This is a genomic window from Streptomyces formicae (assembly GCF_002556545.1).
Lineage (GTDB): Bacteria > Actinomycetota > Actinomycetes > Streptomycetales > Streptomycetaceae > Streptomyces > Streptomyces formicae_A.
In genome coordinates, this window is sequence record NZ_CP022685.1 from 5,596,860 (window position 1) to 5,621,802 (window position 24,943).

Here is a 24,943-nt window from a genome sequence, read left to right on the forward strand (position 1 = left end):
TGTGGCGGACGTACGGGAATCTTTCGGGAAGTGCGGTGCGGTGGCTCGGCCAGGCGCCCGGTGGGTTTCTTCCCCCGGACCCGCGGTCATCAAGGGCCGCAGCCCCTAGCAGGGAATTCCTTCGGGAGATCTGTGTGAGCGGGACTGCGACACGCCCGACCGCGTGGGTCGGAGGAAGTAGAAAAAAGGGCCCTCCGGGAGCCAGAGCGTTCGAGACGAAGGACTACTAAGTAGCCATGGCGGGACAGAAGATCCGCATCCGGCTCAAGGCCTACGACCACGAGGTCATCGACTCCTCGGCGAAGAAGATCGTCGAGACGGTGACGCGTACTGGTGCGTCGGTCGCGGGCCCGGTGCCGCTGCCCACTGAGAAGAACGTGTACTGCGTCATCAAGTCGCCGCACAAGTACAAGGACTCGCGCGAGCACTTCGAGATGCGCACGCACAAGCGCCTGATCGACATCCTCGACCCGACGCCCAAGACCGTTGACTCGCTGATGCGCCTGGACCTTCCGGCCGGCGTTGACATCGAGATCAAGCTCTGAAGGGCGCGGAGAAGATGACCAAGCAGATCAAGGGCATCCTGGGCGAGAAGCTCGGCATGACCCAGGTCTGGGACGAGAACAACCGTGTCGTCCCGGTGACCGTGGTCAAGGCCGGACCCTGCGTCGTTACCCAGGTCCGTACGAATGACAGCGACGGCTACGAGTCGGTCCAGATCGCCTTCGGCGAGATCGACCCGCGCAAGGTGAACAAGCCCCTCAAGGGTCACTTCGCCAAGGCCGACGTGACCCCCCGTCGCCACCTCGTCGAGATCCGTACCGCTGGTGCCAGCGAGTACGTCCTCGGCCAGGAGCTGACTGCCGAGACGTTCGAGGCCGGTATCAAGGTCGACGTCACCGGCAAGAGCAAGGGCAAGGGCTTCGCCGGTGTGATGAAGCGTCACAACTTCGCCGGTGGCAAGGCCTCCCACGGTGCCCACCGCGTGCACCGCAAGCCCGGTTCCATCGGTGGCTGCGCCACGCCTGGCCGTGTCTTCAAGGGCCAGCGCATGGCCGGTCGCATGGGCAGCGAGCGGGTCACCACCCAGAACCTGACCGTCCACGCCGTTGACGCGGAGAAGGGCCTGCTGCTCATCAAGGGCGCGGTTCCTGGTCCGAACGGCGGCCTCGTCCTGGTCCGTACTGCGGCCAAGGGGGCCTGAGGTAACCCATGAGCACCATTGACATCCTTTCGCCGGCAGGCGACAAGACCGGGACGGTCGAGCTCCCCGCGGAGATCTTCGACGTCGAGAAGATCAGCATCCCGCTGCTTCACCAGGTCGTCGTCGCACAGCTGGCCGCGGCCCGTCAGGGCACGCACAAGACCAAGCGTCGCGGCGAAGTCCGCGGTGGCGGTAAGAAGCCTTACCGTCAGAAGGGCACCGGCCGCGCGCGCCAGGGTTCGACCCGTGCGCCGCAGTTCGCCGGCGGTGGCGTCGTCCACGGCCCGCAGCCGCGTGACTACTCGCAGCGGACCCCGAAGAAGATGAAGGCCGCGGCCCTGCGCCACGCCCTCACCGACCGGGCCCGCAACGCTCGCATCCACGTTGTCACCAACGTGGTCGAGGGCGACATCTCCACGAAGGCCGCGAAGACGCTGCTCGGCAAGGTCAGCGAGCGCAAGAACGTGCTCCTGGTCATCGACCGCGCGGACGAGACTTCGCTGCTCTCCGCCCGCAACCTGCCCCAGGTGCACATCCTGGAGCCGGGCCAGCTGAACACGTACGACGTGCTCGTCTCGGACGACGTGGTCTTCACCAAGGCCGCCTTCGAGTCCTTCGTGTCTGGCCCCAAGGCCAATGAGACCGAAGGGAGCGAAGCCTGATGGCTATTCGTCACCAGAGCATCGCGTCCAAGGCTGCGAAGGCCGCCAAGGCCGCGCGTGTCGCCAAGGCGAAGCGCATCGCGACCGAGGGCAAGATCGCTGTTGAGCCCACCCCGCTGAGCAAGTCCTTCTCGGACCCGCGCGACGTCCTCGTCAAGCCGGTCGTCTCCGAGAAGTCGTACGCGCTGCTCGACGAGGGCAAGTACACGTTCATCGTGGCCCCCGGCTCCAACAAGACCCAGATCAAGCAGGCCGTCGAGGCGGTCTTCTCGGTCAAGGTCACCGGGGTCAACACGATCAACCGTCAGGGCAAGCGGAAGCGTACGCGCACCGGGTTCGGCAAGCGTGCCGACACCAAGCGCGCCATCGTGACCCTTGCTGAGGGCGACCGTATCGACATCTTCGGCCAGGCCTCCTAACGGAGCGCCCTGGTCCGAATATCGGACGAGGACTGAGAAATGGGAATCCGCAAGTACAAGCCGACTACGCCGGGCCGTCGTGGCTCCAGCGTCGCCGACTTCGTCGAGGTAACGCGGTCCACGCCGGAGAAGTCGCTGGTCCGCCCGCTGCACAGCAAGGGCGGCCGTAACAACGCCGGTCGGATCACCGTTCGCCACCAGGGTGGCGGACACAAGCGCGCCTTCCGCGTGATCGACTTCCGTCGTCACGACAAGGACGGCGTGCCGGCGAAGGTCGCGCACATCGAGTACGACCCCAACCGCACCGCGCGCATCGCGCTGCTGCACTACGCGGACGGCGAGAAGCGCTACATCCTCGCCCCGCGCGGCACGCAGCAGGGTGACCGGATTGAGAGCGGCCCCGGTGCCGACATCAAGCCCGGCAACAACATGGCGCTGCGCAACATCCCGGTGGGTACGACGCTCCACGCCATCGAGCTGCGGCCCGGCGGCGGCGCGAAGTTCGCCCGTTCCGCGGGTGCCTCCGTGCAGCTGCTCGCGAAGGAAGGCGCCATGGCGCACCTTCGCATGCCGTCCGGCGAGATCCGTCTTGTCGACGTGCGCTGCCGCGCCACCATCGGCGAGGTCGGCAATGCCGAGCAGTCGAACATCAACTGGGGCAAGGCCGGCCGCATGCGCTGGAAGGGCGTCCGCCCGACCGTGCGTGGTGTCGTGATGAACCCGGTCGACCACCCGCACGGTGGTGGTGAAGGCAAGACCTCCGGTGGTCGCCACCCGGTCTCGCCGTGGGGCAAGAAGGAGGGTCGTACTCGTGATCGCAACAAGGCGAGCAACAAGTACATCGTCCGCCGCCGCAAGTCGAACAAGAAGCGCTAGGAGCGGGTTTAGATGCCGCGCAGTCTCAAGAAGGGACCCTTCGTTGACGGCCACCTCGTAAAGAAGGTGGACGCTCAGAACGAAGCCGGTTCCAAGAACGTCATCAAGACCTGGTCCCGTCGCTCGATGATCATCCCCAGCATGCTGGGTCACACCATCGCGGTGCACAACGGCAAGACCCACATCCCGGTGTTCGTCACCGAGTCGATGGTCGGCCACAAGCTCGGCGAGTTCTCGCCGACGCGCACCTTCCGGGGTCACGTCAAGGACGACCGGAAGTCGAAGCGCCGCTAAGGCGGGGTGGAATCGACTATGACTAACACCGAAGGGACAACCATGGAAGCCAGGGCCCAGGCGCGGTACATCCGCGTCACGCCCATGAAGGCCCGCCGCGTGGTGGACCTCATCCGTGGCATGGATGCCACGGAGGCTCAGGCGGTCCTGCGTTTCGCCCCGCAGGCCGCGAGCGTGCCGGTCGGCAAGGTGCTGGACAGCGCCATTGCCAACGCCGCGCACAACTACGACCACTCTGACGCCTCTTCGCTGGTCATCAGCGAGGCGTACGTGGATGAGGGCCCGACCCTGAAGCGGTTCCGTCCGCGTGCCCAGGGCCGTGCCTACCGGATCCGTAAGCGGACCAGCCACATCACCGTGGTCGTCAGCAGCAAGGAAGGAACCCGGTAATGGGCCAGAAGGTAAACCCGCACGGGTTCCGGCTCGGTGTCACGACCGACTTCAAGTCGCGTTGGTACGCCGACAAGCTGTACAAGGACTACGTCAAGGAAGACGTCGCCATCCGTCGGATGATGACGTCCGGCATGGAGCGCGCCGGCATCTCGAAGGTGGAGATCGAGCGCACCCGTGACCGCGTGCGTGTGGACATCCACACCGCTCGTCCCGGCATCGTCATCGGCCGCCGTGGCGCCGAGGCCGACCGCATCCGCGGTGACCTCGAGAAGCTCACGGGCAAGCAGGTCCAGCTGAACATCCTCGAGGTCAAGAACCCCGAGGTCGACGCTCAGCTCGTGGCCCAGGCCGTGGCGGAGCAGCTGTCCTCCCGCGTCTCCTTCCGTCGCGCCATGCGTAAGAGCATGCAGTCGTCGATGAAGGCCGGCGCCAAGGGCATCAAGATCCAGTGCGGTGGCCGTCTCGGCGGCGCCGAGATGTCCCGCTCGGAGTTCTACCGCGAGGGCCGTGTGCCCCTGCACACGCTCCGCGCGAACGTCGACTACGGCTTCTTCGAGGCCAAGACGACCTTCGGCCGCATCGGCGTGAAGGTCTGGATCTACAAGGGCGACGTCAAGAACATCGCCGAGGTTCGCGCCGAGAACGCCGCTGCCCGTGCGGGCAACCGCCCGGCCCGTGGCGGCGGCAACGACCGTCCGGCCCGTGGTGGCCGTGGTGGCGAGCGTGGCGGCCGCGGCCGCAAGCCGCAGCAGCAGTCCGCGCCGGCTGCCGAGGCCCCCAAGGCCGACGCTCCCGCCGCTGCCGCTCCGGCTGCTGAGAGCACCGGAACGGAGGCCTGACCGAAATGCTGATCCCCCGTAGGGTCAAGCACCGCAAGCAGCACCACCCGAAGCGCAGCGGTATGTCCAAGGGTGGCACGCAGGTTGCGTTCGGCGAGTACGGCATCCAGGCGCTGACCCCGGCGTACGTGACGAACCGTCAGATCGAGGCCGCTCGTATCGCCATGACGCGTCACATCAAGCGTGGCGGCAAGGTCTGGATCAACATCTACCCGGACCGCCCCCTCACCAAGAAGCCTGCCGAGACCCGCATGGGTTCCGGTAAGGGTTCGCCTGAGTGGTGGATCGCCAACGTCAAGCCCGGACGCGTGATGTTCGAGCTGTCGTACCCCAACGAGAAGATCGCGCGTGAGGCGCTGACTCGTGCAGCGCACAAGCTGCCGATGAAGTGCAAGATCGTTAAGCGCGAGGCAGGTGAAGCGTGATGTCGGCGGGAACCAAGGCGTCCGAGCTGCGCGAACTGGGTGACGAGGAGCTTCTCAACAAGCTTCGCGAAGCCAAGGAAGAGCTGTTCAACCTCCGCTTCCAGGCGGCGACCGGTCAGCTCGAGAACCACGGCCGGCTCAAGGCCGTCCGTAAGGACATCGCGCGGATCTACACCCTGATGCGTGAGCGCGAGCTGGGCATCGAGACGGTGGAGAGCGCCTGATGAGCGAGAACAACGTGACTGAGACGAAGACCGACCGCGGCTTCCGCAAGACCCGTCAGGGTCTGGTCGTCAGCGACAAGATGGACAAGACCGTCGTCGTCGCTGTCGAGGACCGCGTGACGCACGCGCTGTACGGCAAGGTCATCCGCCGTACGAACAAGCTCAAGGCGCACGACGAGCAGAACGCTGCCGGCGTCGGCGACCGCGTCCTCCTGATGGAGACGCGTCCGCTGTCGGCGACCAAGCGCTGGCGCATCGTCGAGATCCTCGAGAAGGCCAAGTAGGTAATTCCCGCAAGGGAATTCCACAAGTACAGCTCTGAGGGGTTTCCCTCAGGGTTCGTTCCGCCAGGCTCCCGGGGCAGTTCACTGAACTGCCCCGGGGGAACCGGCAGACAAACAGGAGATAGACGTGATCCAGCAGGAGTCGCGACTGCGCGTCGCCGACAACACGGGTGCGAAGGAAATTCTCACCATCCGTGTTCTCGGTGGCTCGGGTCGCCGCTACGCGGGCATCGGTGACGTCATCGTCGCCACCGTCAAGGACGCGATCCCCGGTGGCAACGTGAAGAAGGGTGACGTCGTCAAGGCGGTCATCGTTCGCACCGTCAAGGAGCGCCGCCGCCCGGACGGCTCGTACATCCGCTTCGACGAGAACGCCGCCGTCATTCTGAAGAACGACGGCGACCCTCGCGGCACCCGTATCTTCGGCCCCGTCGGCCGTGAGCTGCGCGAGAAGAAGTTCATGAAGATCATCTCGCTCGCGCCGGAGGTGCTGTAAGCATGAAGATCAAGAAGGGCGACCTGGTCCAGGTCATCACCGGTAAGGACAAGGGCAAGCAGGGCAAGGTCATTGCCGCTTACCCGCGCGACGAGCGCGTCCTGGTCGAGGGTGTCAACCGGGTCAAGAAGCACACGAAGGCCGGCCCGACCGCCAGCGGCTCGCAGGCCGGCGGCATCGTGACCACCGAGGCCCCCGTCCACGTCTCCAACGTCCAGCTGGTCGTGGAGAAGGACGGCAACAAGGTTGTCACGCGTGTCGGTTACCGCTTCGACGACGAGGGCAACAAGATCCGCGTTGCCAAGCGGACGGGTGAGGACATCTGATGACGACCACCACCACTCCGCGTCTCAAGACGAAGTACCGCGAGGAGATCGCGGGCAAGCTGCAGGAAGAGTTCTCGTACGAGAACGTCATGCAGACCCCCGGCCTGGTCAAGATCGTGGTCAACATGGGTGTCGGCGACGCCGCCCGTGACTCGAAGCTGATCGACGGCGCCATCCGCGACCTCACCACGATCACCGGTCAGAAGCCGGCCGTGACGAAGGCCCGGAAGTCCATCGCGCAGTTCAAGCTGCGCGAGGGCCAGCCGATCGGCTGCCACGTCACGCTCCGTGGCGACCGCATGTGGGAGTTCCTGGACCGCACCCTGTCGCTCGCGCTGCCGCGCATCCGCGACTTCCGTGGTCTGTCCCCCAAGCAGTTCGACGGCCGTGGCAACTACACCTTCGGTCTCACGGAGCAGGTCATGTTCCACGAGATCGACCAGGACAAGATCGACCGCGTCCGGGGTATGGACATCACCGTGGTGACCACGGCGACCAACGACGCTGAGGGCCGTGCGCTCCTTCGTCACCTCGGCTTCCCGTTCAAGGAGGCGTAAGCGAGATGGCGAAGAAGGCTCTCATTGCCAAGGCTGCTCGTAAGCCCAAGTTCGGTGTGCGCGCGTACACCCGCTGCCAGCGCTGCGGCCGTCCGCACTCCGTGTACCGCAAGTTCGGCCTGTGCCGCGTGTGCCTTCGTGAGATGGCTCACCGTGGCGAGCTGCCGGGCGTGACCAAGAGCTCCTGGTAGTCCCCCTGCCCCTTGGGCATACGGGATTGTCTGGATCTCTCGGTAAGTAAAGGGTTGGCAGATGCCGTCCTCCACATGGCTTAGGCTAGGAGGGTTGGGCGTCTGCCGCCCTGACCGACTTACTACGCCGTAGGTCCCCGCGCCGCACCCGTCCCGCCTCTGAGTGGGGAGAGGGATGGCGCAGATAGGAAACCACGGCGAGAGAGGCCGAAGGCCAATTCATGACCATGACTGATCCGATCGCGGACATGCTGACTCGTCTGCGTAACGCGAACTCGGCGTACCACGACTCCGTGGCTATGCCGCACAGCAAGATCAAGTCTCACATCGCGGAGATCCTCCAGCAGGAGGGCTTCATCACGGGCTGGAAGGTCGAGGACGCCGAGGTCGGCAAGAACCTCGTTCTCGAGCTGAAGTTCGGCCCGAACCGTGAGCGCTCCATCGCGGGCATCAAGCGGATCTCCAAGCCCGGTCTCCGGGTTTACGCGAAGTCCACCAACCTGCCGAAGGTCCTCGGCGGCCTCGGCGTGGCGATCATCTCCACGTCGCACGGTCTCCTGACCGGCCAGCAGGCAGGCAAGAAGGGCGTAGGTGGGGAAGTCCTCGCCTACGTCTGGTAGTCGGGAACGGAGGAATAGCTAATGTCGCGTATTGGCAAGCTCCCCATCACGGTTCCCGCCGGCGTGGACGTCACCATCGACGGCCAGACGGTCGCGGTCAAGGGCCCCAAGGGTTCCCTGAGCCACACCGTCGTCGCGCCGATCGAGATCGCTAAGGGTGAGGACGGCGTTCTGAACGTCACCCGCCCGAACGACGAGCGTCAGAACAAGGCCCTGCACGGCCTGTCCCGCACGCTGGTGGCGAACATGATCACCGGCGTGACCCAGGGTTACGTGAAGAAGCTCGAAATCAGCGGTGTCGGTTACCGCGTCCTGGCGAAGGGCTCCAACCTGGAGTTCTCGCTCGGCTACAGCCACCCGATCCTGATCGAGGCGCCCGAGGGCATCTCCTTCAAGGTCGAATCGGCGACCAAGTTCTCGGTCGAGGGCATCGACAAGCAGAAGGTCGGCGAGGTTGCGGCCAACATCCGCAAGCTGCGCAAGCCCGACCCGTACAAGGCCAAGGGCGTCAAGTACGAAGGCGAAGTCATCCGCCGCAAGGTCGGAAAGGCGGGTAAGTAAGCCATGGCATACGGTGTCAAGATTGCTAAGGGCGACGCTTACAAGCGTGCTGCCATCAAGCGTCGTCACATCCGCATCCGTAAGCACATCTCGGGTACGGCTGAGCGTCCGCGCCTGGTCGTGACGCGCTCGAACCGCCACATCGTGGCCCAGGTCATCGACGACATCAAGGGTCACACCCTTGCGTCGGCCTCGACCCTGGACACCACGATCCGCGGGGCCGAGGGCGACAAGTCCGCGGCTGCCAAGTCGGTCGGCGCCCTGGTCGCCGAGCGTGCCAAGGCCGCCGGTGTCGAGACTGTCGTGTTCGACCGTGGTGGTAACCAGTACGCCGGGCGCATCGCCGCCCTGGCGGACGCCGCCCGCGAAGCCGGACTCAAGTTCTGAGTCGGTTCCGTAGCTAGCGGAAACAGAGAGAGGTAATTCCAATGGCTGGACCCCAGCGCCGCGGTGGCGGTGCCGGTGGCGGCGAGCGGCGGGACCGGAAGGGTCGCGACGGTGGCGCTGCCGCCGAGAAGACCGCATACGTTGAGCGCGTTGTCGCGATCAACCGTGTCGCCAAGGTTGTGAAGGGTGGTCGTCGCTTCAGCTTCACTGCGCTCGTCGTAGTGGGCGACGGTGACGGCACCGTGGGTGTCGGTTACGGCAAGGCCAAGGAGGTGCCGGCCGCCATCGCCAAGGGTGTTGAGGAGGCCAAGAAGCACTTCTTCAAGGTCCCCCGTATCCAGGGCACCATCCCGCACCCGATCCAGGGCGAGAAGGCCGCGGGCGTCGTCCTGCTCAAGCCTGCTTCCCCCGGTACCGGTGTTATCGCCGGTGGCCCGGTGCGTGCCGTGCTCGAGTGCGCCGGCGTTCACGACATCCTGTCGAAGTCCCTGGGCTCCGACAACGCGATCAACATCGTGCACGCGACCGTGGCGGCCCTCAAGGGCCTGCAGCGTCCCGAGGAGATCGCGGCTCGCCGTGGTCTGCCCCTCGAGGACGTCGCCCCCGCGGCTCTCCTTCGTGCACGTGCCGGGGCGGGTGCGTAATGGCTCGCCTCAAGGTCACGCAGACGAAGTCGTACATCGGCAGCAAGCAGAACCACCGCGACACCCTGCGCTCCCTTGGTCTCAAGGGCATCAACACGCAGGTCGTCAAGGAGGACCGCCCCGAGTTCCGCGGAATGGTGCACACCGTCCGCCACCTCGTGACGGTTGAGGAGGTCGACTGACATGGCGGAGCAGAACCCGCTGAAGGTCCACAACCTCCGGCCCGCCCCGGGCGCCAAGACCGCCAAGACCCGTGTGGGTCGTGGTGAGGCGTCCAAGGGTAAGACCGCTGGTCGTGGTACCAAGGGCACCAAGGCCCGTTACCAGGTTCCGGAGCGCTTCGAGGGTGGCCAGATGCCCCTCCACATGCGTCTCCCGAAGCTCAAGGGCTTCAAGAACCCGTTCAAGACCGAGTTCCAGGTCGTGAACCTCGACAAGCTGAGCGCGCTGTTCCCCGAGGGGGGCGAGGTCACCGTCGAGGCCCTCGTGGCCAAGGGTGCGGTTCGCAAGAACAGCCTCGTCAAGGTCCTCGGCCAGGGTGAGGTCACCGTGGCGCTGCAGGTGACGGTTGACGCCGTCTCCGGCTCCGCCAAGGAGAAGATCACCGCCGCCGGCGGTACCGTCACCGAGCTCGTCTGATATTCCCTCAGACGTGTCGATGACATGAGCGATTCCCAACCGGGGATGCCCCACAAAAGGGGCATCCCCGGTTGGTCGTTCCTAGGGGGGCACGGTCGCCGGTAAGGTGGCGTGCACTGTCTAAGCTCCGTGCGGTCTGCCCGCACGGTTTTCTTGACTGATACGTATTCGTCGAACCTCAGACCACCACCTCTGGCGCACGCGCGCGGGGGTCGCAGGAGGCACCGTGCTCACCGCGTTCGCCCGGGCGTTCAAGACGCCCGACCTGCGCAAGAAGCTGCTCTTCACGCTCGGGATCATCGTGATCTACCGGATCGGTACGCACGTGCCGATTCCGGGAGTTGACTACACCAACGTCCAGCAGTGCATCGACCAGGCCAACTCGAACCAGGGCCTGTTCGGTCTCGTCAACATGTTCAGTGGTGGCGCGCTGCTGCAGATCACGATCTTCGCCCTCGGCATCATGCCGTACATCACGGCGAGCATCATTCTGCAGCTGCTGACCGTGGTGATCCCCCGGCTCGAGGCCCTCAAGAAGGAGGGCCAGGCCGGCACGGCGAAGATCACGCAGTACACGCGCTACCTGACCATCGCGCTCGCGATCCTTCAGGGCACGGGCCTGGTCGCCACCGCCCGCACCGGCACCCTGTTCCAGGGCTGCTCGGTCGCCAGCGAGATCGTTCCTGACCAGTCGATCTTCGTCACCGTCACGATGGTCATCACCATGACCGCCGGTACGGCGTGCGTCATGTGGCTCGGTGAGCTCATCACCGACCGCGGCATCGGCAACGGCATGTCCATCCTGATGTTCATCTCGATCGCCGCCACCTTCCCGAGCGCCCTGTGGGCCATCAAGCAGCAGGGTGACCTCGCGGGCGGCTGGATCGAGTTCGGCACCGTCATCGCGGTCGGTCTCGTCATGGTCGGTCTGGTGGTCTTCGTCGAGCAGGCGCAGCGCCGCATTCCCGTCCAGTACGCGAAGCGAATGATCGGCCGCCGGTCCTACGGCGGAACGTCGACGTACATTCCGCTGAAGGTCAATCAGGCGGGCATCATCCCTGTGATCTTCGCCTCCTCGCTGCTCTACATTCCTGCGCTCGTCGCCCAGTTCGCGGGTGGCCAGTCGGGATGGAAGACGTGGATCGAGGCGAACCTGACCAAGGGTGACCACCCGATTTACATCGCCACGTACTTCGTTCTGATCGTCTTCTTCGCCTTCTTCTACGTCGCGATCTCCTTCAACCCCGAGGAAGTCGCCGACAACATGAAGAAGTATGGTGGCTTCATCCCGGGCATCCGGGCTGGCCGTCCGACCGCTGAGTATCTGAGCTACGTACTCAACCGGATCACATGGCCGGGTTCGCTGTATCTGGGTCTGATCGCTCTTGTGCCGACGATGGCGTTGGTGGGCTTCGGGGCTAACCAGAACTTCCCGTTCGGCGGGACGAGCATCCTCATCATCGTGGGTGTGGGTCTGGAAACCGTGAAGCAGATCGAGAGCCAGCTCCAGCAGCGCAATTACGAAGGGTTCCTCCGCTGATGCGAATCGTCCTCGTCGGGCCGCCCGGTGCGGGCAAGGGAACGCAGGCCGCGTTCCTGGCCAAGAACTTGTCGATCCCGCACATCTCCACCGGTGACCTCTTCCGTGCCAACATCAGCCAGGGCACGGAGCTCGGCAAGCAGGCGAAGGCGTACATGGACGCCGGGAACCTCGTGCCGGACGAGGTGACGATCGGCATGGCGAAGGACCGCATGGCGCAGCCGGACGCCGAGAACGGCTTCCTGCTCGACGGGTTCCCGCGCAACGTGTCGCAGGCGCAGGCGCTCGACGTGGCGCTCAAGGCCGACGACGTGAAGCTCGACGCCGTCCTGGACCTGGAGGTCCCCGAGGACGAGGTCGTCAAGCGGATCGCGGGGCGGCGCATCTGCCGCAAGGACTCCAGCCACGTCTTCCACGTGACGTACTCCAAGCCGAAGACCGAGGGCGTCTGCGACGTCTGCGGCGGCGAGCTGTACCAGCGCGAGGACGACAGCGAGGACACGGTCCGCAAGCGCCTCGAGGTCTACCACACGCAGACCGAGCCGATCATCGACTACTACCGGACCCAGGGTCTGGTCGTGACGATCTCCGCGCTCGGCAAGGTGGACGAGGTCACCAAGCGCGCGATGGACGCCCTCAAGGGCGACAAGTAGTCAGTACGCTGTACGCTGTTTCGGCCGCGGTGCCCTCTGGGGGACCGCGGCCGTACTGTTGTGTACGTAGCCGGTTTGTTGACGGATGACGGAGAGCGGAAGCCCCATGGTGCAGATCAAGACCCCCGAGCAGATCGCGAAGATGCGTGAGGCGGGCCTGGTCGTCGCCGCCGTCCACGCCGCGACGCGCGAGGCCGCGGTGCCCGGCGCCACCACGAAGGACCTGGACGACGTCGCGCGCAAGGTGATCGCCGAGCACGGCGCGAAGTCCAACTTCCTCGGCTACGGCGGCTTCCCCGCCACGATCTGCACCTCGGTCAACGAGGTCGTCGTGCACGGCATCCCCGACGAGAAGACCGTCCTCAAGGACGGCGACATCATCTCCATCGACGCGGGCGCGATCATCGACGGCTGGCACGGCGACGCCGCCTACACCGCGTTCGTGGGCACCGGGCACGCTCCGGAGCTGATCGAGCTCTCCCGGGTGACCGAGGAGTCGATGTGGGCGGGTCTCGCCGCCATGAAGCAGGGCAACCGCCTCGTCGACATCTCCCGCGCCATCGAGACGTACATCCGCCGCCAGCCGAAGCCCGGCGGCGGCAAGTACGGGATCGTCGAGGACTACGGCGGCCACGGCATCGGCACCGAGATGCACATGGACCCGCACCTCCTGAACTACGTGGAGCGCCGCCGCGGCAAGGGCCCCAAGCTGGTCCCCGGCTTCTGCCTCGCCATCGAGCCGATGGTCTCCCTGGGCACGCCCCGCACGGAGGTCCTGGAGGACGACTGGACCGTCATCACCACGGACGGCACCTGGTCCTCGCACTGGGAGCACTCCGTGGCGCTGACCGAGGAGGGGCCGATCGTGCTGACGGCGCCGGACTGCGGCAAGGCGAAGCTCGCGGAGTACGGGGTCACGGTGGCGCCGGATCCGCTGGGCTGACCCGTGGGGCACCGGCGTGGCCGCTTGCTTAAGGATCTTGCCTGTGGGGCACAATTCCTCGATTCGTCTTTCCGAGTGCACTGACGTAGACTGACGCGTCGGCTCTCGTGCATCCGTGTGTCTGCATGCGGGGAACGGAGTCGATCAAGGTAGTCGATTCGAAGGGCGAAGCGTGGCCAAGAAGCAAGGTGCCATCGAGATCGAAGGCACTGTCGTCGAGTCTCTCCCGAACGCCATGTTCAAGGTGGAGCTCCAGAACGGCCACCAGGTCCTGGCACACATCAGCGGCAAGATGCGTATGCACTACATCCGCATCCTCCCTGACGACCGGGTCGTGGTGGAGCTGTCTCCGTACGACCTGACGCGTGGCCGGATCGTCTACCGGTACAAGTAGATCTTGCCCGCATCCCGCTCGCGCGGGGTGGTGGCACTGACCCGGAGAACCTCACCAATGAAGGTCAAGCCGAGCGTCAAGAAGATCTGCGACAAGTGCAGGGTGATCCGCCGTCACGGCCGGGTCATGATCATCTGCGACAACCCGCGCCACAAGCAGCGCCAGGGCTGACGCACGACTGCAGTTCGCAGATTTTCACGCGACGCACGTAAGTAGATACGCAGGACCCGTCCCTCTTCAGTTCCGCCGGTGTTCCACCGGTCATGGAGGGCGACACCCTCGGCTCGGAGGCCGAGGACCCGGTTCGTACCAAACCTCTTCGCGCAAGACACGTAAGAGGGGACGGCGACCGGGAGTGGTTCTGCTGAAGACCTCCGAAGAATCAACAGGAGCCATGAATGGCACGCGTTGAAGGTGTTGACCTCCCGCGCGAGAAGCGCATCGAGGTCGCCCTCACCTACGTGTTCGGCATCGGCCGCACGCTGGCCCAGCAGACGCTGGACGCCACCGAGGTGGACCGCAACACCCGTGTTCGCGACCTGACCGAGGAAGACCTCGTCAAGATCCGTGAGTACGTGGACGCCAACATCAAGACCGAGGGTGACCTCCGTCGCGAGATCCAGGCCGACATCCGCCGCAAGGTCGAGATCGGCTGCTACCAGGGTCTTCGTCACCGTCGTGGCCTGCCCGTCCGCGGTCAGCGCACCAGCACGAACGCCCGCACCCGCAAGGGCCCGCGTCGCGCCATCGCCGGTAAGAAGAAGCCGGGCAAGAAGTAGTCCTCGCTCAGCGGTCTATCGACAGCTGACGCTGCAGGACCGACCACCTCCCGTAGGAGTTATAGATGCCCCCCAAGGGTCGTCAGGGCGCTGCCAAGAAGGTGCGCCGCAAGGAAAAGAAGAACGTCGCTCACGGCCACGCGCACATCAAGAGCACGTTCAACAACACGATCGTGTCCATCACGGACCCGACCGGCAACGTGATCTCCTGGGCCTCCGCCGGCCACGTCGGCTTCAAGGGCTCGCGCAAGTCCACGCCGTTCGCCGCGCAGATGGCCGCCGAGTCGGCTGCCCGTCGCGCGCAGGAGCACGGCATGCGCAAGGTCGACGTCTTCGTCAAGGGTCCCGGCTCCGGCCGTGAGACCGCGATCCGTTCGCTGCAGGCGACCGGTCTCGAGGTCGGCTCGATCCAGGACGTGACGCCCACGCCGCACAACGGCTGCCGTCCGCCCAAGCGCCGTCGCGTCTGACGCTGTGTGACGGCGCTCTCCGCGCGAGCGGAGGTGACCCGCGCCGTCGCGTCTGACGTTACGTCGCTTGACCTGAGGTTTCGGGCGGTACGGCTCTTCGGAGCCGTATCGCCCGTACCCTTGTCAGTACTCAAGGGCATCAAATAGTGGGTGCCCATGACTGAAGGAATCACTTCATGCTGATCGCTCAGCGTCCCTCGTTGACCGAAGAGGTCGTCGACGAATTCCGCTCCCGGTTCGTGATCGAGCCGCTGGAGCCGGGCTTCGGTTACACCCTCGGCAACTCCCTTCGCCGGACCCTTCTCTCCTCGATCCCGGGTGCGGCCGTCACGTCCATCCGCATCGACGGTGTCCTGCACGAGTTCACCACCGTGCCGGGCGTCAAGGAAGACGTCACCGACCTCATCCTGAACATCAAGCAGCTGGTCGTCTCCTCGGAGCACGACGAGCCGGTCGTGATGTACCTGCGCAAGCAGGGTCCGGGTCTGGTCACCGCCGCCGACATCGCGCCCCCGGCCGGTGTCGAGGTGCACAACCCCGACCTCGTCCTCGCCACGCTGAACGGCAAGGGCAAGCTGGAGATGGAGCTGACCGTCGAGCGCGGTCGCGGCTACGTCTCGGCCGTCCAGAACAAGCAGGTCGGTCAGGAGATCGGGCGCATCCCGGTCGACTCGATCTACTCGCCGGTCCTCAAGGTCACGTACAAGGTCGAGGCCACGCGTGTCGAGCAGCGCACCGACTTCGACAAGCTGATCGTCGACGTCGAGACCAAGCAGGCGATGCGTCCGCGTGACGCCATGGCCTCCGCCGGCAAGACGCTGGTCGAGCTCTTCGGTCTCGCCCGTGAGCTCAACATCGACGCCGAGGGCATCGACATGGGTCCGTCCCCGACGGACGCCGCCCTTGCCGCCGATCTCGCCCTGCCGATCGAGGAGCTCGAGCTCACCGTTCGGTCGTACAACTGCCTCAAGCGCGAGGGCATCCACTCCGTGGGTGAGCTCGTGGCCCGCTCCGAGGCGGACCTGCTCGACATTCGCAACTTCGGTGCGAAGTCGATCGACGAGGTCAAGATGAAGCTCAACGGCATGGGCCTGGCCCTCAAGGACTCGCCTCCCGGGTTCGACCCGACCGCCGCCGCCGACGCGTTCGGCGCCGACGACGACGCGGATGCCGGTTTCGTCGAGACCGAGCAGTACTAGGTCTGATTTTGGCTGCGGGGCCGCTTCGGTTGGTCGCGCAGTTCCCCGCGCCCCTTACGGGGCGCGGGTCTCCGACGGGCGACCGCCTGCTCGGACACTGTCATCGGTACCTCATACGGCCGGTGCAGCGATGAAGGAGAAACACCATGCCGAAGCCCGCCAAGGGTGCCCGTCTGGGCGGCAGCGCCGCGCACGAGAAGCTTCTGCTGGCGAACCTCGCCAAGCAGCTCTTCGAGTACGGCCGCATCACCACCACCGAGGCGAAGGCCCGTCGTCTGCGTCCCTACGCGGAGCGTCTGGTCACCAAGGCGAAGAAGGGTGACCTTCACAACCGCCGCCAGGTGCTGTCCGTCATCACCGACAAGAGCATCGTGCACACGCTCTTCACGGAGATCGGTCCGCGCTACGTGAACCGCCCGGGTGGTTACACCCGTATCACCAAGATCGGTAACCGTCGTGGCGACAACGCGCCCATGGCGATCATCGAGCTGGTGGAGGCCCTGACCGTGGCCCAGGAGGCCACCGGTGAGGCCGAGGCCGCGACCAAGCGCGCGGTCAAGGAAGACGCCCTCAAGAAGGACGCGCCCGTCGAGGACGCGAAGCCGGTTGAGGCCGCCGAGGAGTCCAAGGACGCCTGAGGCCCAGCGCTTCTGTGAGCGGGTCCGCCCTTCGGGGCGGGCCCGCTTTCGCATGTCGGTCCTGCTGAGAGGATGGTTGGTGTGAGTGATGAGGTAGAGCCCGGGTTCGTGCGGGTGCGGCTGGACCTTTCGTACGACGGAAAGGACTTCTCCGGCTGGGCCAAGCAGAAGCAGGGGCAGCGGACCGTCCAGGGCGAGATCGAGAGCGCGCTGCGGACCGTGACCCGGTCGCAGGAGACGTACGAGCTGACCGTCGCGGGGCGCACCGACAGCGGGGTGCACGCCAGGGGGCAGGTCGCCCACGTCGATCTGCCGGAGAGCGTGTGGGCCGAGCACAGTGACAAGCTGCTGCGCAGGCTTTCGGGGCGGCTGCCGCACGACGTGCGGGTGTGGAAGGTGGCCGAGGCGCCCGCCGGGTTCAACGCGCGGTTCGCGGCCGTGTGGCGGCGCTACGCCTATCGCGTGACCGACCACCCGGGCGGTGTCGACCCGCTGTTGCGCTCCCATGTGCTGTGGCACGACTGGGAGTTGGACCTCGACGCCATGAACGCGGCCGCCGAGACGCTCCTCGGGGAGCACGACTTCGCGGCGTACTGCAAGAAGCGCGAGGGCGCCACGACCATTCGGACGTTGCAGCAACTGCACTGGGTGCGACGGGACGACGGGATCCTCGAAGCGACCGTGCGGGCCGACGCGTTCTGCCACAACATGGTGCGCTCGCTGGTGGGCGCCATGCTGTTCGTGGGGGACGGGCACCGGCCCGTGGAGTGGCCCGCGAAGGTGCTCGCGGCCGGGGTGCGGGACTCCGCGGTGCACGTCGTGCGGCCGCACGGGCTCACGCTCGAAGAAGTCGGCTACCCCGCCGACGAGTTGCTCGCCGCGCGCAGCAAGGAGGCGCGCAACAAGCGGACGCTGCCCGGGGCCGGGTGCTGCTGAGCCCCGGCCCGGCTCGCGGCCGCCTTACTGCTGCGGGGCGTTGGCGGCGGCCGATGCCTGGGCCTCGCCCCGCTGCGTGATCCGCTGGAAGGCCAGCCTGGCGAGGTCGTCGCCGACGGAGTACGCCTTGGTGTCCTTGTCCGTGACGTTCTTGCCGCTGGGGTAGCCGGTGGTGGTGAAGTACGCGTAGCGGCCGTAGGCGTTGTAGGTGCCCCGGCACACGCCGGTGCGGCAGAAGGTGGGGATGCCCTTGCCCGGCAGCGAGTGGACCAGGCCCTTCTCCGCCTGCTCCTTGACCTTGGCGGCGTCGGCCGAGGTGTCGAAGACGGCGACGCCGACCGTGACCGCGATGCCGTCCAGGATGTAGCTGGCGCGGATCAGGCGGGTGCAGTCGTTCTTGGCGAGGACCGCGCCCAGCGCGTTCTGGGTGATGGCCGAGCACTTCTTGGTGCTGTCGGTCGCGCCCTTCTTGTAGACCTTCTCGCCCGACGTGAACGTCTTGCCGGGGAAGAGGCCCTCGGGGGTGAGCGGCGCCTTGTCCTTCTTGGCGCTGGAGATGAAGTCCTTGGGGTCCGGCGGGGGCGGCGGAGTCGTCTCCTTGAAGGACGGCTCGGGGTCCGTGCTGGCGCCGGGGATGTCCGCGGTCGCGGGCAGCTCGCTGGCCGGTTTGTTCGACGCGGAGCTGTCGTCGCTGTTCGCGGAGACGACGGTGATGGCGACGGCGGCGGCGATGCCGATCGTGGCGAACGCGCCGCCGCCGATCAGGAGCCACTTGCGGCGCCGGGTGCGCGCCTCGGAGGCCTCGGCGAGCGCCGCCCAGTCGGGCGTGGGTCCGCCGCCGGGCCCGCCCGTTCCCCCCGGACCCCACTGAGGTCCCCCTTGCCCAAAGCTCATGGGCCGCATCTTAGACGGGGAGTTGGGGATGTTGAGCGGGGGCCGAGAGGGGTGCTCGACCTAGCCTGAGGCGTATGGATACGGGCAAATCGGAGGTTAGTGGGGCAGCGGGGGCGGGGGAGCGGGGGAGTGCGGTCCGGGGGTGGCTGCTGCTTCCGGCGTCCTGGCACGCCTGGGCCGTATTAGGGGTGGTGCTGCTCGCCGGGGGCGTCCGCGTGGGGCTCGCCGTGCCGGACGGAGGGATGGACAACGCCATCGTGGTGCGGGCCGCCGAGGCGTGGCTCCACGGGCGTTCCCCTTATGCCGACCGGCACTTCCTGTATCTGCCGGGGGCCGTGCTCGCCGCGGTGCCACAGGCCGTGCTGCCGACCGGCGTGCTGCGCTTCCTGGTGCCCCTCGCGGTCACCGCGGGCCTCGTCTTCGGGTGGGGGTGTGCGCTGCGGATCCACGGGGTCGCCCTGGGGAGCAGGTTCGCCGTGTTCGGGCTGCTCGGGCTCGCTCTGGGGTTCGCGCCCTTCGGGCATCTCGTCGCGCTGGGTAACTGGACGGTGGCCTCCGCGGCCGTGCTGCCCCTCGCGCTGCTCCTCGTCCGCCGGGGACGGTGGGTCGCCGCGGGGCTCGCCGTCGGTGCCGCCGTCGCGGTGAAGCCGCTGCTCGCGCCCGTCGTGCTGCTCTTCGTGTTCGGGCGGCGGTGGCGGGCCCTCGCGGTCGCGGTGGGGGTGCCCGTGGCCCTCTCGGTGGCCGTGGCGCTCCTGCTGCCGGATCCGGGGGGCTTCTTCACGCGGACGCTGCCGTTCCTGGTGCGGGGCGATGACAGTTTCGTACGTCTCTACGAGGCGTCGCCCGCGGCGGTGCTCGCGCGGCTCGGGGCGCCGCGGTCGGCCGCGACGCTGCTTGCCCTGGGGGCCGCGGCGGCCGGGGTGTGGTGCGCGTGGCGGCGGTGGGGGCGTGGCGGCGAGGGGGCGGCGCGGGTCGTGGAGAGCGCCGTGATGCTGATGCTCGCGGCGTTCCTGGTCTCCCGGCCCTCGTACGACCACTACCTCCTCGTCGTCCTTCCGCTGCTGCTCGCCGGGGTGCTGACGCCGGGGGCGGTGGGGCGGAGCCCGTGGTTCTGGGTGGCGCTCGTGCCGCAGGTGCCGGGGTTCACCTGGCCGTGGCTGGAGGAGGGGACGCGGCGGGCCTTCAAGGACGCGGTGACGCTGTGCCTGCTGGCCGCTGTCGTCGGGTGGCGGTGTGTGACGGGCGGGACGGTTAACCTGGAGGAGCAGGGCCGCCGGGTGAGGTGGAGCCGGACCGCCCGTCCCCGGGTGCGCGTTTTGACCCGTACGGGGCAGCGCGGGTAGTCTCGGGGACTGATACGTATTGGCTTCCTCGTTCTCACGCGAAAGGGCCCTTACGTAGGTTCCCTGGAGCAGTTACCAGTGGCTCGCATACGGGCAGCGTCCCCGGCATTGTGGGCCCCAGCTGCATGATCGCTTCCTGGGTGCCGTGTGTCTGGACCCCATCCACTGAAGAAGCGAAGGCTACGAAGTGCGTACGTACAGCCCCAAGCCCGGCGATGTGACCCGCCAGTGGCACGTCATCGACGCCCGGGACATCGTCCTGGGTCGTCTGGCGACCACCGCTGCGACCCTTCTGCGCGGCAAGCACAAGCCGATCTACGCGCCCCACGTTGACACCGGTGACTTCGTCATCATCATCAACGCCGAGAAGGTGCACCTCTCCGGCAACAAGAAGACCCAGAAGATGGCGTACCGCCACTCCGGTTACCCGGGTGGTCTGCGTTCCGTCCGTTACGACGAGCTGCTCGAGAAGAGCCCCGAGAAGGCCGTTGAGAAGGCCGTCAAGGGCATGCTCCCCAAGAACACCCTGGGCCGTCAGATGCTCTCGAAGCTGAAGGTCTACGCGGGCGACCAGCACCCGCACGGCGCTCAGCAGCCGGTCCCGTTCGAGATCACCCAGGTCGCGCAGTAGTTCCGGCCACCCCCAAAGACGTAAAGAATTCTGAGGAGAATCGTGGCCGAGACCACCGTTGAGCAGCCGGTCGAAGAGACCGAGGTTGTTGACGTCGAGCAGTACACCACCGAGTCCGAGGCGCCCGTCGAGGGCGAGTACACCTCGGAGTCGAACGCCGCGCGCTTCGGCGACCCGCAGCCGGCCGCCGGCCTGGGCCGTCGCAAGAACGCCATCGCGCGCGTTCGCATCGTGCCCGGCACCGGCAAGTGGAAGGTCAACGGGCGTACGCTCGAGGACTACTTCCCGAACAAGGTCCACCAGCAGGAAGTCAACGAGCCCTTCAAGGTGCTCGAGCTCGACGACCGCTACGACGTCATCGCCCGCATCTCGGGTGGCGGCGTCTCGGGTCAGGCCGGTGCGCTCCGTCTCGGTGTCGCCCGTGCGCTGAACGAGGCCGACGTCGACAACAACCGCGCCGCCCTCAAGAAGGCCGGTTACCTCAAGCGTGACGACCGTGCGGTCGAGCGCAAGAAGGCCGGTCTCAAGAAGGCCCGCAAGGCCCCGCAGTACAGCAAGCGTTAATCGCTGCCTGCTTGTACTTTCGTTCGCCCCGGCGGCACGTACCGTGCTGCCGGGGCGTTCGTCTATCAGGAACCCCTGGGGCTCCGGGAACCACCGGGACAGGGGTATCGGCTTTTCTGGAACGTTCGGAGGACAGCAGTGGGACGACTCTTCGGCACGGACGGCGTGCGTGGTGTCGCCAACGCGGATCTGACGGCCGAGCTCGCGCTCGGACTCTCCGTGGCGGCGGCGCACGTGCTGGCCGAGGTGGGCACCTTCGAGGGCCATCGCCCGGTCGCGGTGGTCGGCCGTGACCCACGTGCGTCCGGGGAGTTCCTGGAGGCCGCGGTGGTCGCGGGCCTGGCGAGCGCGGGCGTGGACGTCCTGCGCGTCGGTGTGCTGCCCACCCCCGCGGTGGCGCATCTCACCGGTGCGCTGGGCGCCGACCTCGGCGTGATGCTCTCCGCCAGCCACAACGCCATGCCGGACAACGGCATCAAGTTCTTCGCCCGCGGCGGCCACAAGCTCGCCGACGAGCTGGAGGACCGCATCGAGTCCGTCTACGAGGAGCACCGCACCGGCGACCCGTGGCAGCGGCCCACCGGGTCAGGCGTCGGCCGTGTGAAGTCGTACGACCAGGGGCTCGACCAGTACGTCGCGCACCTCATCGGGGTCCTGCCGAACCGCCTCGACGGGCTGAAGATCGTCCTGGACGAGGCGCACGGCGCGGCCGCCCGCGTCTCGCCCGAGGCGTTCACGCGCGCCGGTGCCGAGGTCATCACGATCGGCGCCCAGCCCGACGGCCTGAACATCAACGACGGGTGCGGGTCCACGCACCTGGAGCTGCTCAAGGCCGCCGTCGTCGAGCACAAGGCCGACTTCGGCGTCGCGCACGACGGGGACGCGGATCGGTGCCTGGCCGTGGACCACACCGGTGCCGAGGTCGACGGCGACCAGATCCTCGCCGTGCTCGCCCTCGCCATGCGCGAGCACGGCTCGCTGCGGCACGACACCGTGGTCGGCACCGTCATGTCGAACCTCGGCTTCAAGCTGGCCATGGAGCGCGAGGGCCTCTCGCTGGTGCAGACCGCCGTCGGCGACCGGTACGTCCTGGAGTCGATGAAGGAGCACGGCTTCGCCCTCGGCGGCGAGCAGTCCGGGCACGTCATCATCCTCGACCACGCGACCACCGGTGACGGCACGCTGACCGGGCTGCTGCTCGCGGCGCGGGTCGCCGAGACCGGGCGGACGCTCGCGGACCTCGCGGGCGTCATGGAGCGCCTCCCGCAGGTCCTCATCAACGTGCCCGACGTCGACAAGACGCGGGTGACGACCTCCGCCGAGCTGACCGCCGCCGTCGCCGACGCGGAGCGCGAGCTGGGCTCCACGGGGCGGGTGCTGCTGCGCTCCTCCGGGACCGAGCCGCTGGTGCGGGTCATGGTCGAGGCCGCCGACATCGAGCAGGCGCGATCGGTGGCCGGGCGGCTCGCCGACGTGGTCAAGTCCGCGCTCGGATAAGGGCGTTGGGCCTCAGGCCCTAGAAGTGTTGTGACCTCGCGGCACGCTTGCGCTGGCGGGCCCAGAAGAACTTCTGGGCCAGCAGCGTGAGCGTGCCCGCCAGGACGATGCCGAGCAGGTTGAGGAGCAACTGCTCGGTGGAGCCCCAGGTCTGGCCCGGTTCCCCGTAGCTGAGGGCGACCGCCGCGTTGGCCGCGGCGGGGACCGTCGTCACCGAGATCGCGACGCCGACGAGCGCGCCCGACTTCGCCGAGGTCAGCGAGAGCGTGCCCGCGGCTCCCGCGAGGACCGCGACGACGAACGAGAACCAGTCGGGCGCGTAGACGAACGCCGTGTTGGGCCGCTCCCTGTCCAGCATGTCCTGGCTGAACAGGCCGACGCCGTCCATGAAGTAGCTGAACCCCACCGTCACCAGCATCGCCACCGCGAAGCCCACGACGATCGCGATCAGCGAGCGCAGCGCGAGGCGGGGCGCGCGCCGCACCAGGGCCGTGCAGAACCCGGCCAGCGGGCCGAACTCCGGGCCCACCGCCATCGCGCCCACGATCAGGATCGCGTTGTCGAGCACCACGCCGCAGGCCGCGATCATCGTGGCGAGCGTGATGAACGCGACGTAGGTGACGGAGAGCGTCGACTCCTCGTGCGTGGCGTCGGTGAGCTGCTCCCACAGGACCGCGTCCGCGCCCTCGCCCGGGGCCTCGTCGGCCGCCTTGTCGGCGCGCTTGGAGAGCGAGAGGTCGATGTTCTCCACCGCGATCGAGCCGGACTTGTCGATGTCGAGCGCGCGCAGGCCGCCGATCAGCTCGTCGCCCGCCTCGCGCGCGACGTCGCACATGATGACGTCGCCGACGGGGTTGCGGGCGGCGCCCGGCACCACCGCGAGGTGGGTGGTGCCGACCGTCTTCTCGATCAGGCGCACCACCTCGTCGGTCTTGTCCGCGGGGGTGATGAGGCGCAGATGCAGCATGCGCGCAGCGTAGTCGCCGTGGTCAGAGCTTGCGCAGGCTCAGGCGTTGGACCTTGTGGTCGGGGCCCTTGCGGATGACGAGGGCCGCGCGGCCGCGGGTGGGGGCCACGTTCTCCAGGAGGTTGACCTTGTTGATGGTGCGCCAGGTGGTGCGGGCGTAGTCGAGGGCCTCCTCCTCGGAGACCTGCGTGTACTTGCGGAAGTACGAGGAGGGGTTCTGGAACGCGGTGTTCCGCAGCTTCTTGAAGCGGTTCAGGTACCAGCGCTCGATGTCCTCCGTGCGCGCGTCCACGTACACGCTGAAGTCGAAGTAGTCCGCGAGGCCCACGCGGGTGCGGCCGTCCTTGCCGGGGAGCGCGGGCTGCAGGACGTTCAGGCCCTCGACGATGAGGATGTCGGGGCGGCGGACGGTGAGGCGCTGGCCGGGCACGATGTCGTAGATCAGGTGGGAGTAGACGGGCGCGGTGACCTCGTCCTTGCCCGCCTTGATGTCGGCCACGAAGCGGGTCAGGGCGCGGCGGTCGTACGACTCGGGGAAGCCCTTGCGGGACATCAGGCCGCGGGCCTCCAGCTCCTTGGTGGGGAGCAGGAAGCCGTCCGTGGTGACGAGTTCCACGCGGGGGTGCTCGGGCCAGCGGGAGAGCAGGGCCTGGAGGAGGCGGGCGACGGTCGACTTGCCGACCGCCACGGAGCCCGCGACTCCTATGACGAAGGGCGTGCCGGACTGGGAGCCCTTCTCGCCGAGGAACGTGTTGAGGGCGCCGCGGAGGCCGTCCGTCGCGCCGACGTAGAGGTTGAGCAGGCGGGAGAGCGGGAGGTAGATGTCCCGCACTTCGTCCAGGTCGATGACGTCGCCGAGGCCGCGGAGCTTTTCGAGCTCCTCGGCGGTCAGGGGCAGGGGAGTCTTGGCGCGCAGCGCGCTCCACTGCGTGCGGGTGAGGTCGACGTAGGGAGTCGCCTCCGGCTTGTGCCGGTGGGCGCTCCGCGGAGCCTTCGTTGGCTCGGAGACCGAAGAGATCACAGTCCATTGTTACGGCTGTTTGAACGGTCGGCGGGGTGGGGTGTGTCACGCTGAGCCGGTGATTATCGGGGTTGGCATCGATGTGGCGGAGATCGAGCGGTTCGGGGCCGCGTTGGCGCGGACGCCGGGGATGGCGGAGCGTCTCTTCGTGACGGGGGAGTTGCTGCTGCCCAGCGGGGAGCGGCGGGGGGTCGCCTCGCTGGCGGCGCGCTTCGCGGCGAAGGAGGCGTTGGCCAAGGCGCTGGGGGCGCCCGGGGGGCTCCGGTGGACGGACGCCGAGGTGTGGGTCGAGGAGAGCGGGCAGCCGCGGGTGCGGGTGCGGGGGAGCGTGGCGGAGCGGGCAGCCGCTCTGGGGGTTCGGGGATGGCACGTGTCGCTCAGCCATGACGCGGGGGTCGCTTCCGCTGTGGTGATCGCGGAGGGATAGCCCGGT

Annotated in this window: 39 protein-coding genes; 36 read left to right on the plus strand and 3 right to left on the minus strand. The window is 67.3% G+C overall.

The window, feature by feature from the left end; translation table 11 throughout:
* Positions 1-236 precede the first annotated feature (236 nt).
* The 31 genes from rpsJ (at position 237) to truA (ending at position 17,593) form a co-directional block, all read left to right on the plus strand.
* On the plus strand, positions 237-545 hold the full coding sequence (rpsJ, locus tag KY5_RS24375; RefSeq protein WP_003948644.1) for a 30S ribosomal protein S10: 309 nt from the start codon (positions 237-239) through the stop codon (positions 543-545).
* Positions 546-559: 14 nt separating this feature from the next.
* Positions 560-1,204, plus strand: coding sequence for a 50S ribosomal protein L3 (gene rplC / locus KY5_RS24380; protein ID WP_098244244.1), 645 nt, complete (start codon positions 560-562; stop codon positions 1,202-1,204).
* A gap of 8 nt (positions 1,205-1,212) precedes the next feature.
* Positions 1,213-1,866 carry a 50S ribosomal protein L4 gene (gene rplD, locus KY5_RS24385; protein WP_098244245.1) on the plus strand — a complete coding sequence of 218 codons (654 nt, stop codon included), beginning with the start codon at positions 1,213-1,215 and terminating at the stop codon, positions 1,864-1,866.
* Positions 1,866-2,285: a 50S ribosomal protein L23 gene (rplW, locus tag KY5_RS24390; protein WP_055553493.1), complete on the plus strand. Its 420-nt coding sequence runs from the start codon at positions 1,866-1,868 to the stop codon at positions 2,283-2,285. Before rplD ends, rplW begins: the two co-directional genes overlap by 1 nt.
* A 39-nt stretch (positions 2,286-2,324) precedes the next feature.
* Positions 2,325-3,161 carry a 50S ribosomal protein L2 gene (gene rplB, locus KY5_RS24395; RefSeq protein ID WP_055553495.1) on the plus strand — a complete coding sequence of 279 codons (837 nt, stop codon included), beginning with the start codon at positions 2,325-2,327 and terminating at the stop codon, positions 3,159-3,161.
* Positions 3,162-3,173: 12 nt separating this feature from the next.
* Positions 3,174-3,455, plus strand: a complete 282-nt coding sequence (gene rpsS / locus KY5_RS24400) for a 30S ribosomal protein S19 (protein ID WP_018528354.1) — start codon at positions 3,174-3,176, stop codon at positions 3,453-3,455.
* A gap of 42 nt (positions 3,456-3,497) precedes the next feature.
* Entirely contained in the window at positions 3,498-3,845 is a 348-nt protein-coding gene (gene rplV, locus KY5_RS24405) for a 50S ribosomal protein L22 (RefSeq protein ID WP_016645177.1), read from the plus strand.
* Positions 3,845-4,687, plus strand: a complete 843-nt coding sequence (rpsC, locus tag KY5_RS24410) for a 30S ribosomal protein S3 (protein ID WP_055553498.1) — start codon at positions 3,845-3,847, stop codon at positions 4,685-4,687. The genes rplV and rpsC overlap by 1 nt, the downstream gene beginning before the upstream one ends.
* Before the next feature lie 5 nt (positions 4,688-4,692).
* A complete protein-coding gene (gene rplP / locus KY5_RS24415) occupies positions 4,693-5,112 on the plus strand; it encodes a 50S ribosomal protein L16 (protein ID WP_055553500.1) in 420 nt (139 codons plus the stop codon).
* Positions 5,112-5,336, plus strand: coding sequence for a 50S ribosomal protein L29 (gene rpmC, locus KY5_RS24420; protein WP_005481220.1), 225 nt, complete (start codon positions 5,112-5,114; stop codon positions 5,334-5,336). Before rplP ends, rpmC begins: the two co-directional genes overlap by 1 nt.
* On the plus strand, positions 5,336-5,620 hold the full coding sequence (rpsQ, locus tag KY5_RS24425) for a 30S ribosomal protein S17 (protein WP_098244246.1): 285 nt from the start codon (positions 5,336-5,338) through the stop codon (positions 5,618-5,620). The genes rpmC and rpsQ overlap by 1 nt, the downstream gene beginning before the upstream one ends.
* Before the next feature lie 127 nt (positions 5,621-5,747).
* The gene (rplN, locus tag KY5_RS24430) at positions 5,748-6,116 is read left to right on the plus strand and encodes a 50S ribosomal protein L14 (protein ID WP_003974257.1); all 369 of its coding nucleotides are present in this window, start codon (positions 5,748-5,750) and stop codon (positions 6,114-6,116) included.
* A gap of 2 nt (positions 6,117-6,118) precedes the next feature.
* Positions 6,119-6,442 carry a 50S ribosomal protein L24 gene (gene rplX, locus KY5_RS24435; RefSeq protein WP_016645174.1) on the plus strand — a complete coding sequence of 108 codons (324 nt, stop codon included), beginning with the start codon at positions 6,119-6,121 and terminating at the stop codon, positions 6,440-6,442.
* Positions 6,442-6,999 (plus strand): 50S ribosomal protein L5, encoded by a 558-nt coding sequence (gene rplE, locus KY5_RS24440; RefSeq protein ID WP_055553506.1) that lies wholly within the window; start codon positions 6,442-6,444, stop codon positions 6,997-6,999. The genes rplX and rplE overlap by 1 nt, the downstream gene beginning before the upstream one ends.
* A 5-nt stretch (positions 7,000-7,004) precedes the next feature.
* Complete coding sequence (locus KY5_RS24445; RefSeq protein ID WP_003956452.1) at positions 7,005-7,190, plus strand: type Z 30S ribosomal protein S14; 186 nt, start codon at positions 7,005-7,007, stop codon at positions 7,188-7,190.
* Between the two features lie 221 nt (positions 7,191-7,411).
* Positions 7,412-7,810: a 30S ribosomal protein S8 gene (gene rpsH, locus KY5_RS24455; RefSeq protein WP_030359017.1), complete on the plus strand. Its 399-nt coding sequence runs from the start codon at positions 7,412-7,414 to the stop codon at positions 7,808-7,810.
* A gap of 21 nt (positions 7,811-7,831) precedes the next feature.
* Entirely contained in the window at positions 7,832-8,371 is a 540-nt protein-coding gene (rplF, locus tag KY5_RS24460) for a 50S ribosomal protein L6 (protein WP_098244247.1), read from the plus strand.
* Positions 8,372-8,374: 3 nt separating this feature from the next.
* A complete protein-coding gene (gene rplR, locus KY5_RS24465) occupies positions 8,375-8,758 on the plus strand; it encodes a 50S ribosomal protein L18 (RefSeq protein ID WP_055564833.1) in 384 nt (127 codons plus the stop codon).
* A gap of 41 nt (positions 8,759-8,799) precedes the next feature.
* The gene (gene rpsE / locus KY5_RS24470; protein ID WP_055553512.1) at positions 8,800-9,402 is read left to right on the plus strand and encodes a 30S ribosomal protein S5; all 603 of its coding nucleotides are present in this window, start codon (positions 8,800-8,802) and stop codon (positions 9,400-9,402) included.
* Positions 9,402-9,584 (plus strand): 50S ribosomal protein L30, encoded by a 183-nt coding sequence (gene rpmD, locus KY5_RS24475; RefSeq protein ID WP_055553514.1) that lies wholly within the window; start codon positions 9,402-9,404, stop codon positions 9,582-9,584. The genes rpsE and rpmD overlap by 1 nt, the downstream gene beginning before the upstream one ends.
* A gap of 1 nt (position 9,585) precedes the next feature.
* Positions 9,586-10,041: a 50S ribosomal protein L15 gene (rplO, locus tag KY5_RS24480; RefSeq protein ID WP_098244248.1), complete on the plus strand. Its 456-nt coding sequence runs from the start codon at positions 9,586-9,588 to the stop codon at positions 10,039-10,041.
* 226 nt (positions 10,042-10,267) lie between these two features.
* On the plus strand, positions 10,268-11,581 hold the full coding sequence (gene secY, locus KY5_RS24485; RefSeq protein WP_055553518.1) for a preprotein translocase subunit SecY: 1,314 nt from the start codon (positions 10,268-10,270) through the stop codon (positions 11,579-11,581).
* Positions 11,581-12,234 (plus strand): adenylate kinase, encoded by a 654-nt coding sequence (locus tag KY5_RS24490; RefSeq protein ID WP_098244249.1) that lies wholly within the window; start codon positions 11,581-11,583, stop codon positions 12,232-12,234. The genes secY and KY5_RS24490 overlap by 1 nt, the downstream gene beginning before the upstream one ends.
* Positions 12,235-12,340: 106 nt before the next feature.
* Positions 12,341-13,177 carry a type I methionyl aminopeptidase gene (gene map / locus KY5_RS24495; protein ID WP_098244250.1) on the plus strand — a complete coding sequence of 279 codons (837 nt, stop codon included), beginning with the start codon at positions 12,341-12,343 and terminating at the stop codon, positions 13,175-13,177.
* 172 nt (positions 13,178-13,349) lie between these two features.
* Positions 13,350-13,571, plus strand: coding sequence for a translation initiation factor IF-1 (gene infA, locus KY5_RS24500; protein ID WP_003948620.1), 222 nt, complete (start codon positions 13,350-13,352; stop codon positions 13,569-13,571).
* 57 nt (positions 13,572-13,628) lie between these two features.
* The gene (gene rpmJ / locus KY5_RS24505; RefSeq protein WP_003948619.1) at positions 13,629-13,742 is read left to right on the plus strand and encodes a 50S ribosomal protein L36; all 114 of its coding nucleotides are present in this window, start codon (positions 13,629-13,631) and stop codon (positions 13,740-13,742) included.
* 227 nt (positions 13,743-13,969) lie between these two features.
* Positions 13,970-14,350: a 30S ribosomal protein S13 gene (gene rpsM, locus KY5_RS24510; RefSeq protein ID WP_030782528.1), complete on the plus strand. Its 381-nt coding sequence runs from the start codon at positions 13,970-13,972 to the stop codon at positions 14,348-14,350.
* Between the two features lie 65 nt (positions 14,351-14,415).
* On the plus strand, positions 14,416-14,820 hold the full coding sequence (gene rpsK, locus KY5_RS24515; RefSeq protein WP_003948617.1) for a 30S ribosomal protein S11: 405 nt from the start codon (positions 14,416-14,418) through the stop codon (positions 14,818-14,820).
* Positions 14,821-14,996: 176 nt separating this feature from the next.
* Positions 14,997-16,019, plus strand: coding sequence for a DNA-directed RNA polymerase subunit alpha (locus KY5_RS24520; RefSeq protein ID WP_016645160.1), 1,023 nt, complete (start codon positions 14,997-14,999; stop codon positions 16,017-16,019).
* A 146-nt stretch (positions 16,020-16,165) separates the two neighbouring features.
* On the plus strand, positions 16,166-16,657 hold the full coding sequence (gene rplQ, locus KY5_RS24525; RefSeq protein ID WP_098244251.1) for a 50S ribosomal protein L17: 492 nt from the start codon (positions 16,166-16,168) through the stop codon (positions 16,655-16,657).
* An 81-nt stretch (positions 16,658-16,738) separates the two neighbouring features.
* Complete coding sequence (gene truA, locus KY5_RS24530; RefSeq protein ID WP_098244252.1) at positions 16,739-17,593, plus strand: tRNA pseudouridine(38-40) synthase TruA; 855 nt, start codon at positions 16,739-16,741, stop codon at positions 17,591-17,593.
* 24 nt (positions 17,594-17,617) lie between these two features.
* On the opposite strand, the gene KY5_RS24535 is transcribed toward truA, so the two are convergent.
* On the minus strand, positions 17,618-18,487 hold the full coding sequence (locus tag KY5_RS24535) for a hypothetical protein (RefSeq protein ID WP_098244253.1): 870 nt from the start codon (positions 18,485-18,487) through the stop codon (positions 17,618-17,620).
* Between the two features lie 191 nt (positions 18,488-18,678).
* Between KY5_RS24535 and KY5_RS24540 the strand changes: the two genes are divergently transcribed.
* The 4 genes from KY5_RS24540 (at position 18,679) to glmM (ending at position 22,522) form a co-directional block, all read left to right on the plus strand.
* A complete protein-coding gene (locus KY5_RS24540) occupies positions 18,679-19,830 on the plus strand; it encodes a glycosyltransferase family 87 protein (protein ID WP_418952812.1) in 1,152 nt (383 codons plus the stop codon).
* A gap of 187 nt (positions 19,831-20,017) precedes the next feature.
* Positions 20,018-20,461: a 50S ribosomal protein L13 gene (rplM, locus tag KY5_RS24545; protein ID WP_030782512.1), complete on the plus strand. Its 444-nt coding sequence runs from the start codon at positions 20,018-20,020 to the stop codon at positions 20,459-20,461.
* Between the two features lie 42 nt (positions 20,462-20,503).
* Entirely contained in the window at positions 20,504-21,025 is a 522-nt protein-coding gene (gene rpsI / locus KY5_RS24550) for a 30S ribosomal protein S9 (RefSeq protein WP_055548454.1), read from the plus strand.
* 138 nt (positions 21,026-21,163) lie between these two features.
* Complete coding sequence (glmM, locus tag KY5_RS24555; RefSeq protein ID WP_098244255.1) at positions 21,164-22,522, plus strand: phosphoglucosamine mutase; 1,359 nt, start codon at positions 21,164-21,166, stop codon at positions 22,520-22,522.
* A 19-nt stretch (positions 22,523-22,541) separates the two neighbouring features.
* Here the strand turns inward: glmM and KY5_RS24560 are convergent, their stop codons facing one another.
* Both KY5_RS24560 and coaA read right to left on the minus strand, forming a co-directional pair.
* Positions 22,542-23,489 carry a DUF389 domain-containing protein gene (locus tag KY5_RS24560; protein WP_098244256.1) on the minus strand — a complete coding sequence of 316 codons (948 nt, stop codon included), beginning with the start codon at positions 23,487-23,489 and terminating at the stop codon, positions 22,542-22,544.
* Positions 23,490-23,511: 22 nt separating this feature from the next.
* Positions 23,512-24,510, minus strand: coding sequence for a type I pantothenate kinase (gene coaA / locus KY5_RS24565; RefSeq protein WP_199843204.1), 999 nt, complete (start codon positions 24,508-24,510; stop codon positions 23,512-23,514).
* Positions 24,511-24,568: 58 nt separating this feature from the next.
* On the opposite strand from coaA, the gene KY5_RS24570 reads away from it, so the two are divergent.
* Positions 24,569-24,937, plus strand: a complete 369-nt coding sequence (locus KY5_RS24570; protein ID WP_098244257.1) for a holo-ACP synthase — start codon at positions 24,569-24,571, stop codon at positions 24,935-24,937.
* Positions 24,938-24,943: the final 6 nt, after the last annotated feature.

Coding starts and splice junctions, on each gene's coding strand:
- rpsJ (WP_003948644.1), top strand. CDS start 237: ATGGCGGGACAGAAGATCCGCATCCGGCTCAAGGCCTACGACCACGAG.
- rplC (WP_098244244.1), top strand. CDS start 560: ATGACCAAGCAGATCAAGGGCATCCTGGGCGAGAAGCTCGGCATGACC.
- rplD (WP_098244245.1), top strand. CDS start 1,213: ATGAGCACCATTGACATCCTTTCGCCGGCAGGCGACAAGACCGGGACG.
- rplW (WP_055553493.1), top strand. CDS start 1,866: ATGGCTATTCGTCACCAGAGCATCGCGTCCAAGGCTGCGAAGGCCGCC.
- rplB (WP_055553495.1), top strand. CDS start 2,325: ATGGGAATCCGCAAGTACAAGCCGACTACGCCGGGCCGTCGTGGCTCC.
- rpsS (WP_018528354.1), top strand. CDS start 3,174: ATGCCGCGCAGTCTCAAGAAGGGACCCTTCGTTGACGGCCACCTCGTA.
- rplV (WP_016645177.1), top strand. CDS start 3,498: ATGGAAGCCAGGGCCCAGGCGCGGTACATCCGCGTCACGCCCATGAAG.
- rpsC (WP_055553498.1), top strand. CDS start 3,845: ATGGGCCAGAAGGTAAACCCGCACGGGTTCCGGCTCGGTGTCACGACC.
- rplP (WP_055553500.1), top strand. CDS start 4,693: ATGCTGATCCCCCGTAGGGTCAAGCACCGCAAGCAGCACCACCCGAAG.
- rpmC (WP_005481220.1), top strand. CDS start 5,112: ATGTCGGCGGGAACCAAGGCGTCCGAGCTGCGCGAACTGGGTGACGAG.
- rpsQ (WP_098244246.1), top strand. CDS start 5,336: ATGAGCGAGAACAACGTGACTGAGACGAAGACCGACCGCGGCTTCCGC.
- rplX (WP_016645174.1), top strand. CDS start 6,119: ATGAAGATCAAGAAGGGCGACCTGGTCCAGGTCATCACCGGTAAGGAC.
- rplE (WP_055553506.1), top strand. CDS start 6,442: ATGACGACCACCACCACTCCGCGTCTCAAGACGAAGTACCGCGAGGAG.
- KY5_RS24445 (WP_003956452.1), top strand. CDS start 7,005: ATGGCGAAGAAGGCTCTCATTGCCAAGGCTGCTCGTAAGCCCAAGTTC.
- rpsH (WP_030359017.1), top strand. CDS start 7,412: ATGACCATGACTGATCCGATCGCGGACATGCTGACTCGTCTGCGTAAC.
- rplF (WP_098244247.1), top strand. CDS start 7,832: ATGTCGCGTATTGGCAAGCTCCCCATCACGGTTCCCGCCGGCGTGGAC.
- rplR (WP_055564833.1), top strand. CDS start 8,375: ATGGCATACGGTGTCAAGATTGCTAAGGGCGACGCTTACAAGCGTGCT.
- rpsE (WP_055553512.1), top strand. CDS start 8,800: ATGGCTGGACCCCAGCGCCGCGGTGGCGGTGCCGGTGGCGGCGAGCGG.
- rpmD (WP_055553514.1), top strand. CDS start 9,402: ATGGCTCGCCTCAAGGTCACGCAGACGAAGTCGTACATCGGCAGCAAG.
- rplO (WP_098244248.1), top strand. CDS start 9,586: ATGGCGGAGCAGAACCCGCTGAAGGTCCACAACCTCCGGCCCGCCCCG.
- KY5_RS24490 (WP_098244249.1), top strand. CDS start 11,581: ATGCGAATCGTCCTCGTCGGGCCGCCCGGTGCGGGCAAGGGAACGCAG.
- map (WP_098244250.1), top strand. CDS start 12,341: ATGGTGCAGATCAAGACCCCCGAGCAGATCGCGAAGATGCGTGAGGCG.
- rpmJ (WP_003948619.1), top strand. CDS start 13,629: ATGAAGGTCAAGCCGAGCGTCAAGAAGATCTGCGACAAGTGCAGGGTG.
- rpsM (WP_030782528.1), top strand. CDS start 13,970: ATGGCACGCGTTGAAGGTGTTGACCTCCCGCGCGAGAAGCGCATCGAG.
- rpsK (WP_003948617.1), top strand. CDS start 14,416: ATGCCCCCCAAGGGTCGTCAGGGCGCTGCCAAGAAGGTGCGCCGCAAG.
- KY5_RS24520 (WP_016645160.1), top strand. CDS start 14,997: ATGCTGATCGCTCAGCGTCCCTCGTTGACCGAAGAGGTCGTCGACGAA.
- rplQ (WP_098244251.1), top strand. CDS start 16,166: ATGCCGAAGCCCGCCAAGGGTGCCCGTCTGGGCGGCAGCGCCGCGCAC.
- KY5_RS24535 (WP_098244253.1), bottom strand. CDS start 18,487: ATGAGCTTTGGGCAAGGGGGACCTCAGTGGGGTCCGGGGGGAACGGGC.
- KY5_RS24560 (WP_098244256.1), bottom strand. CDS start 23,489: ATGCTGCATCTGCGCCTCATCACCCCCGCGGACAAGACCGACGAGGTG.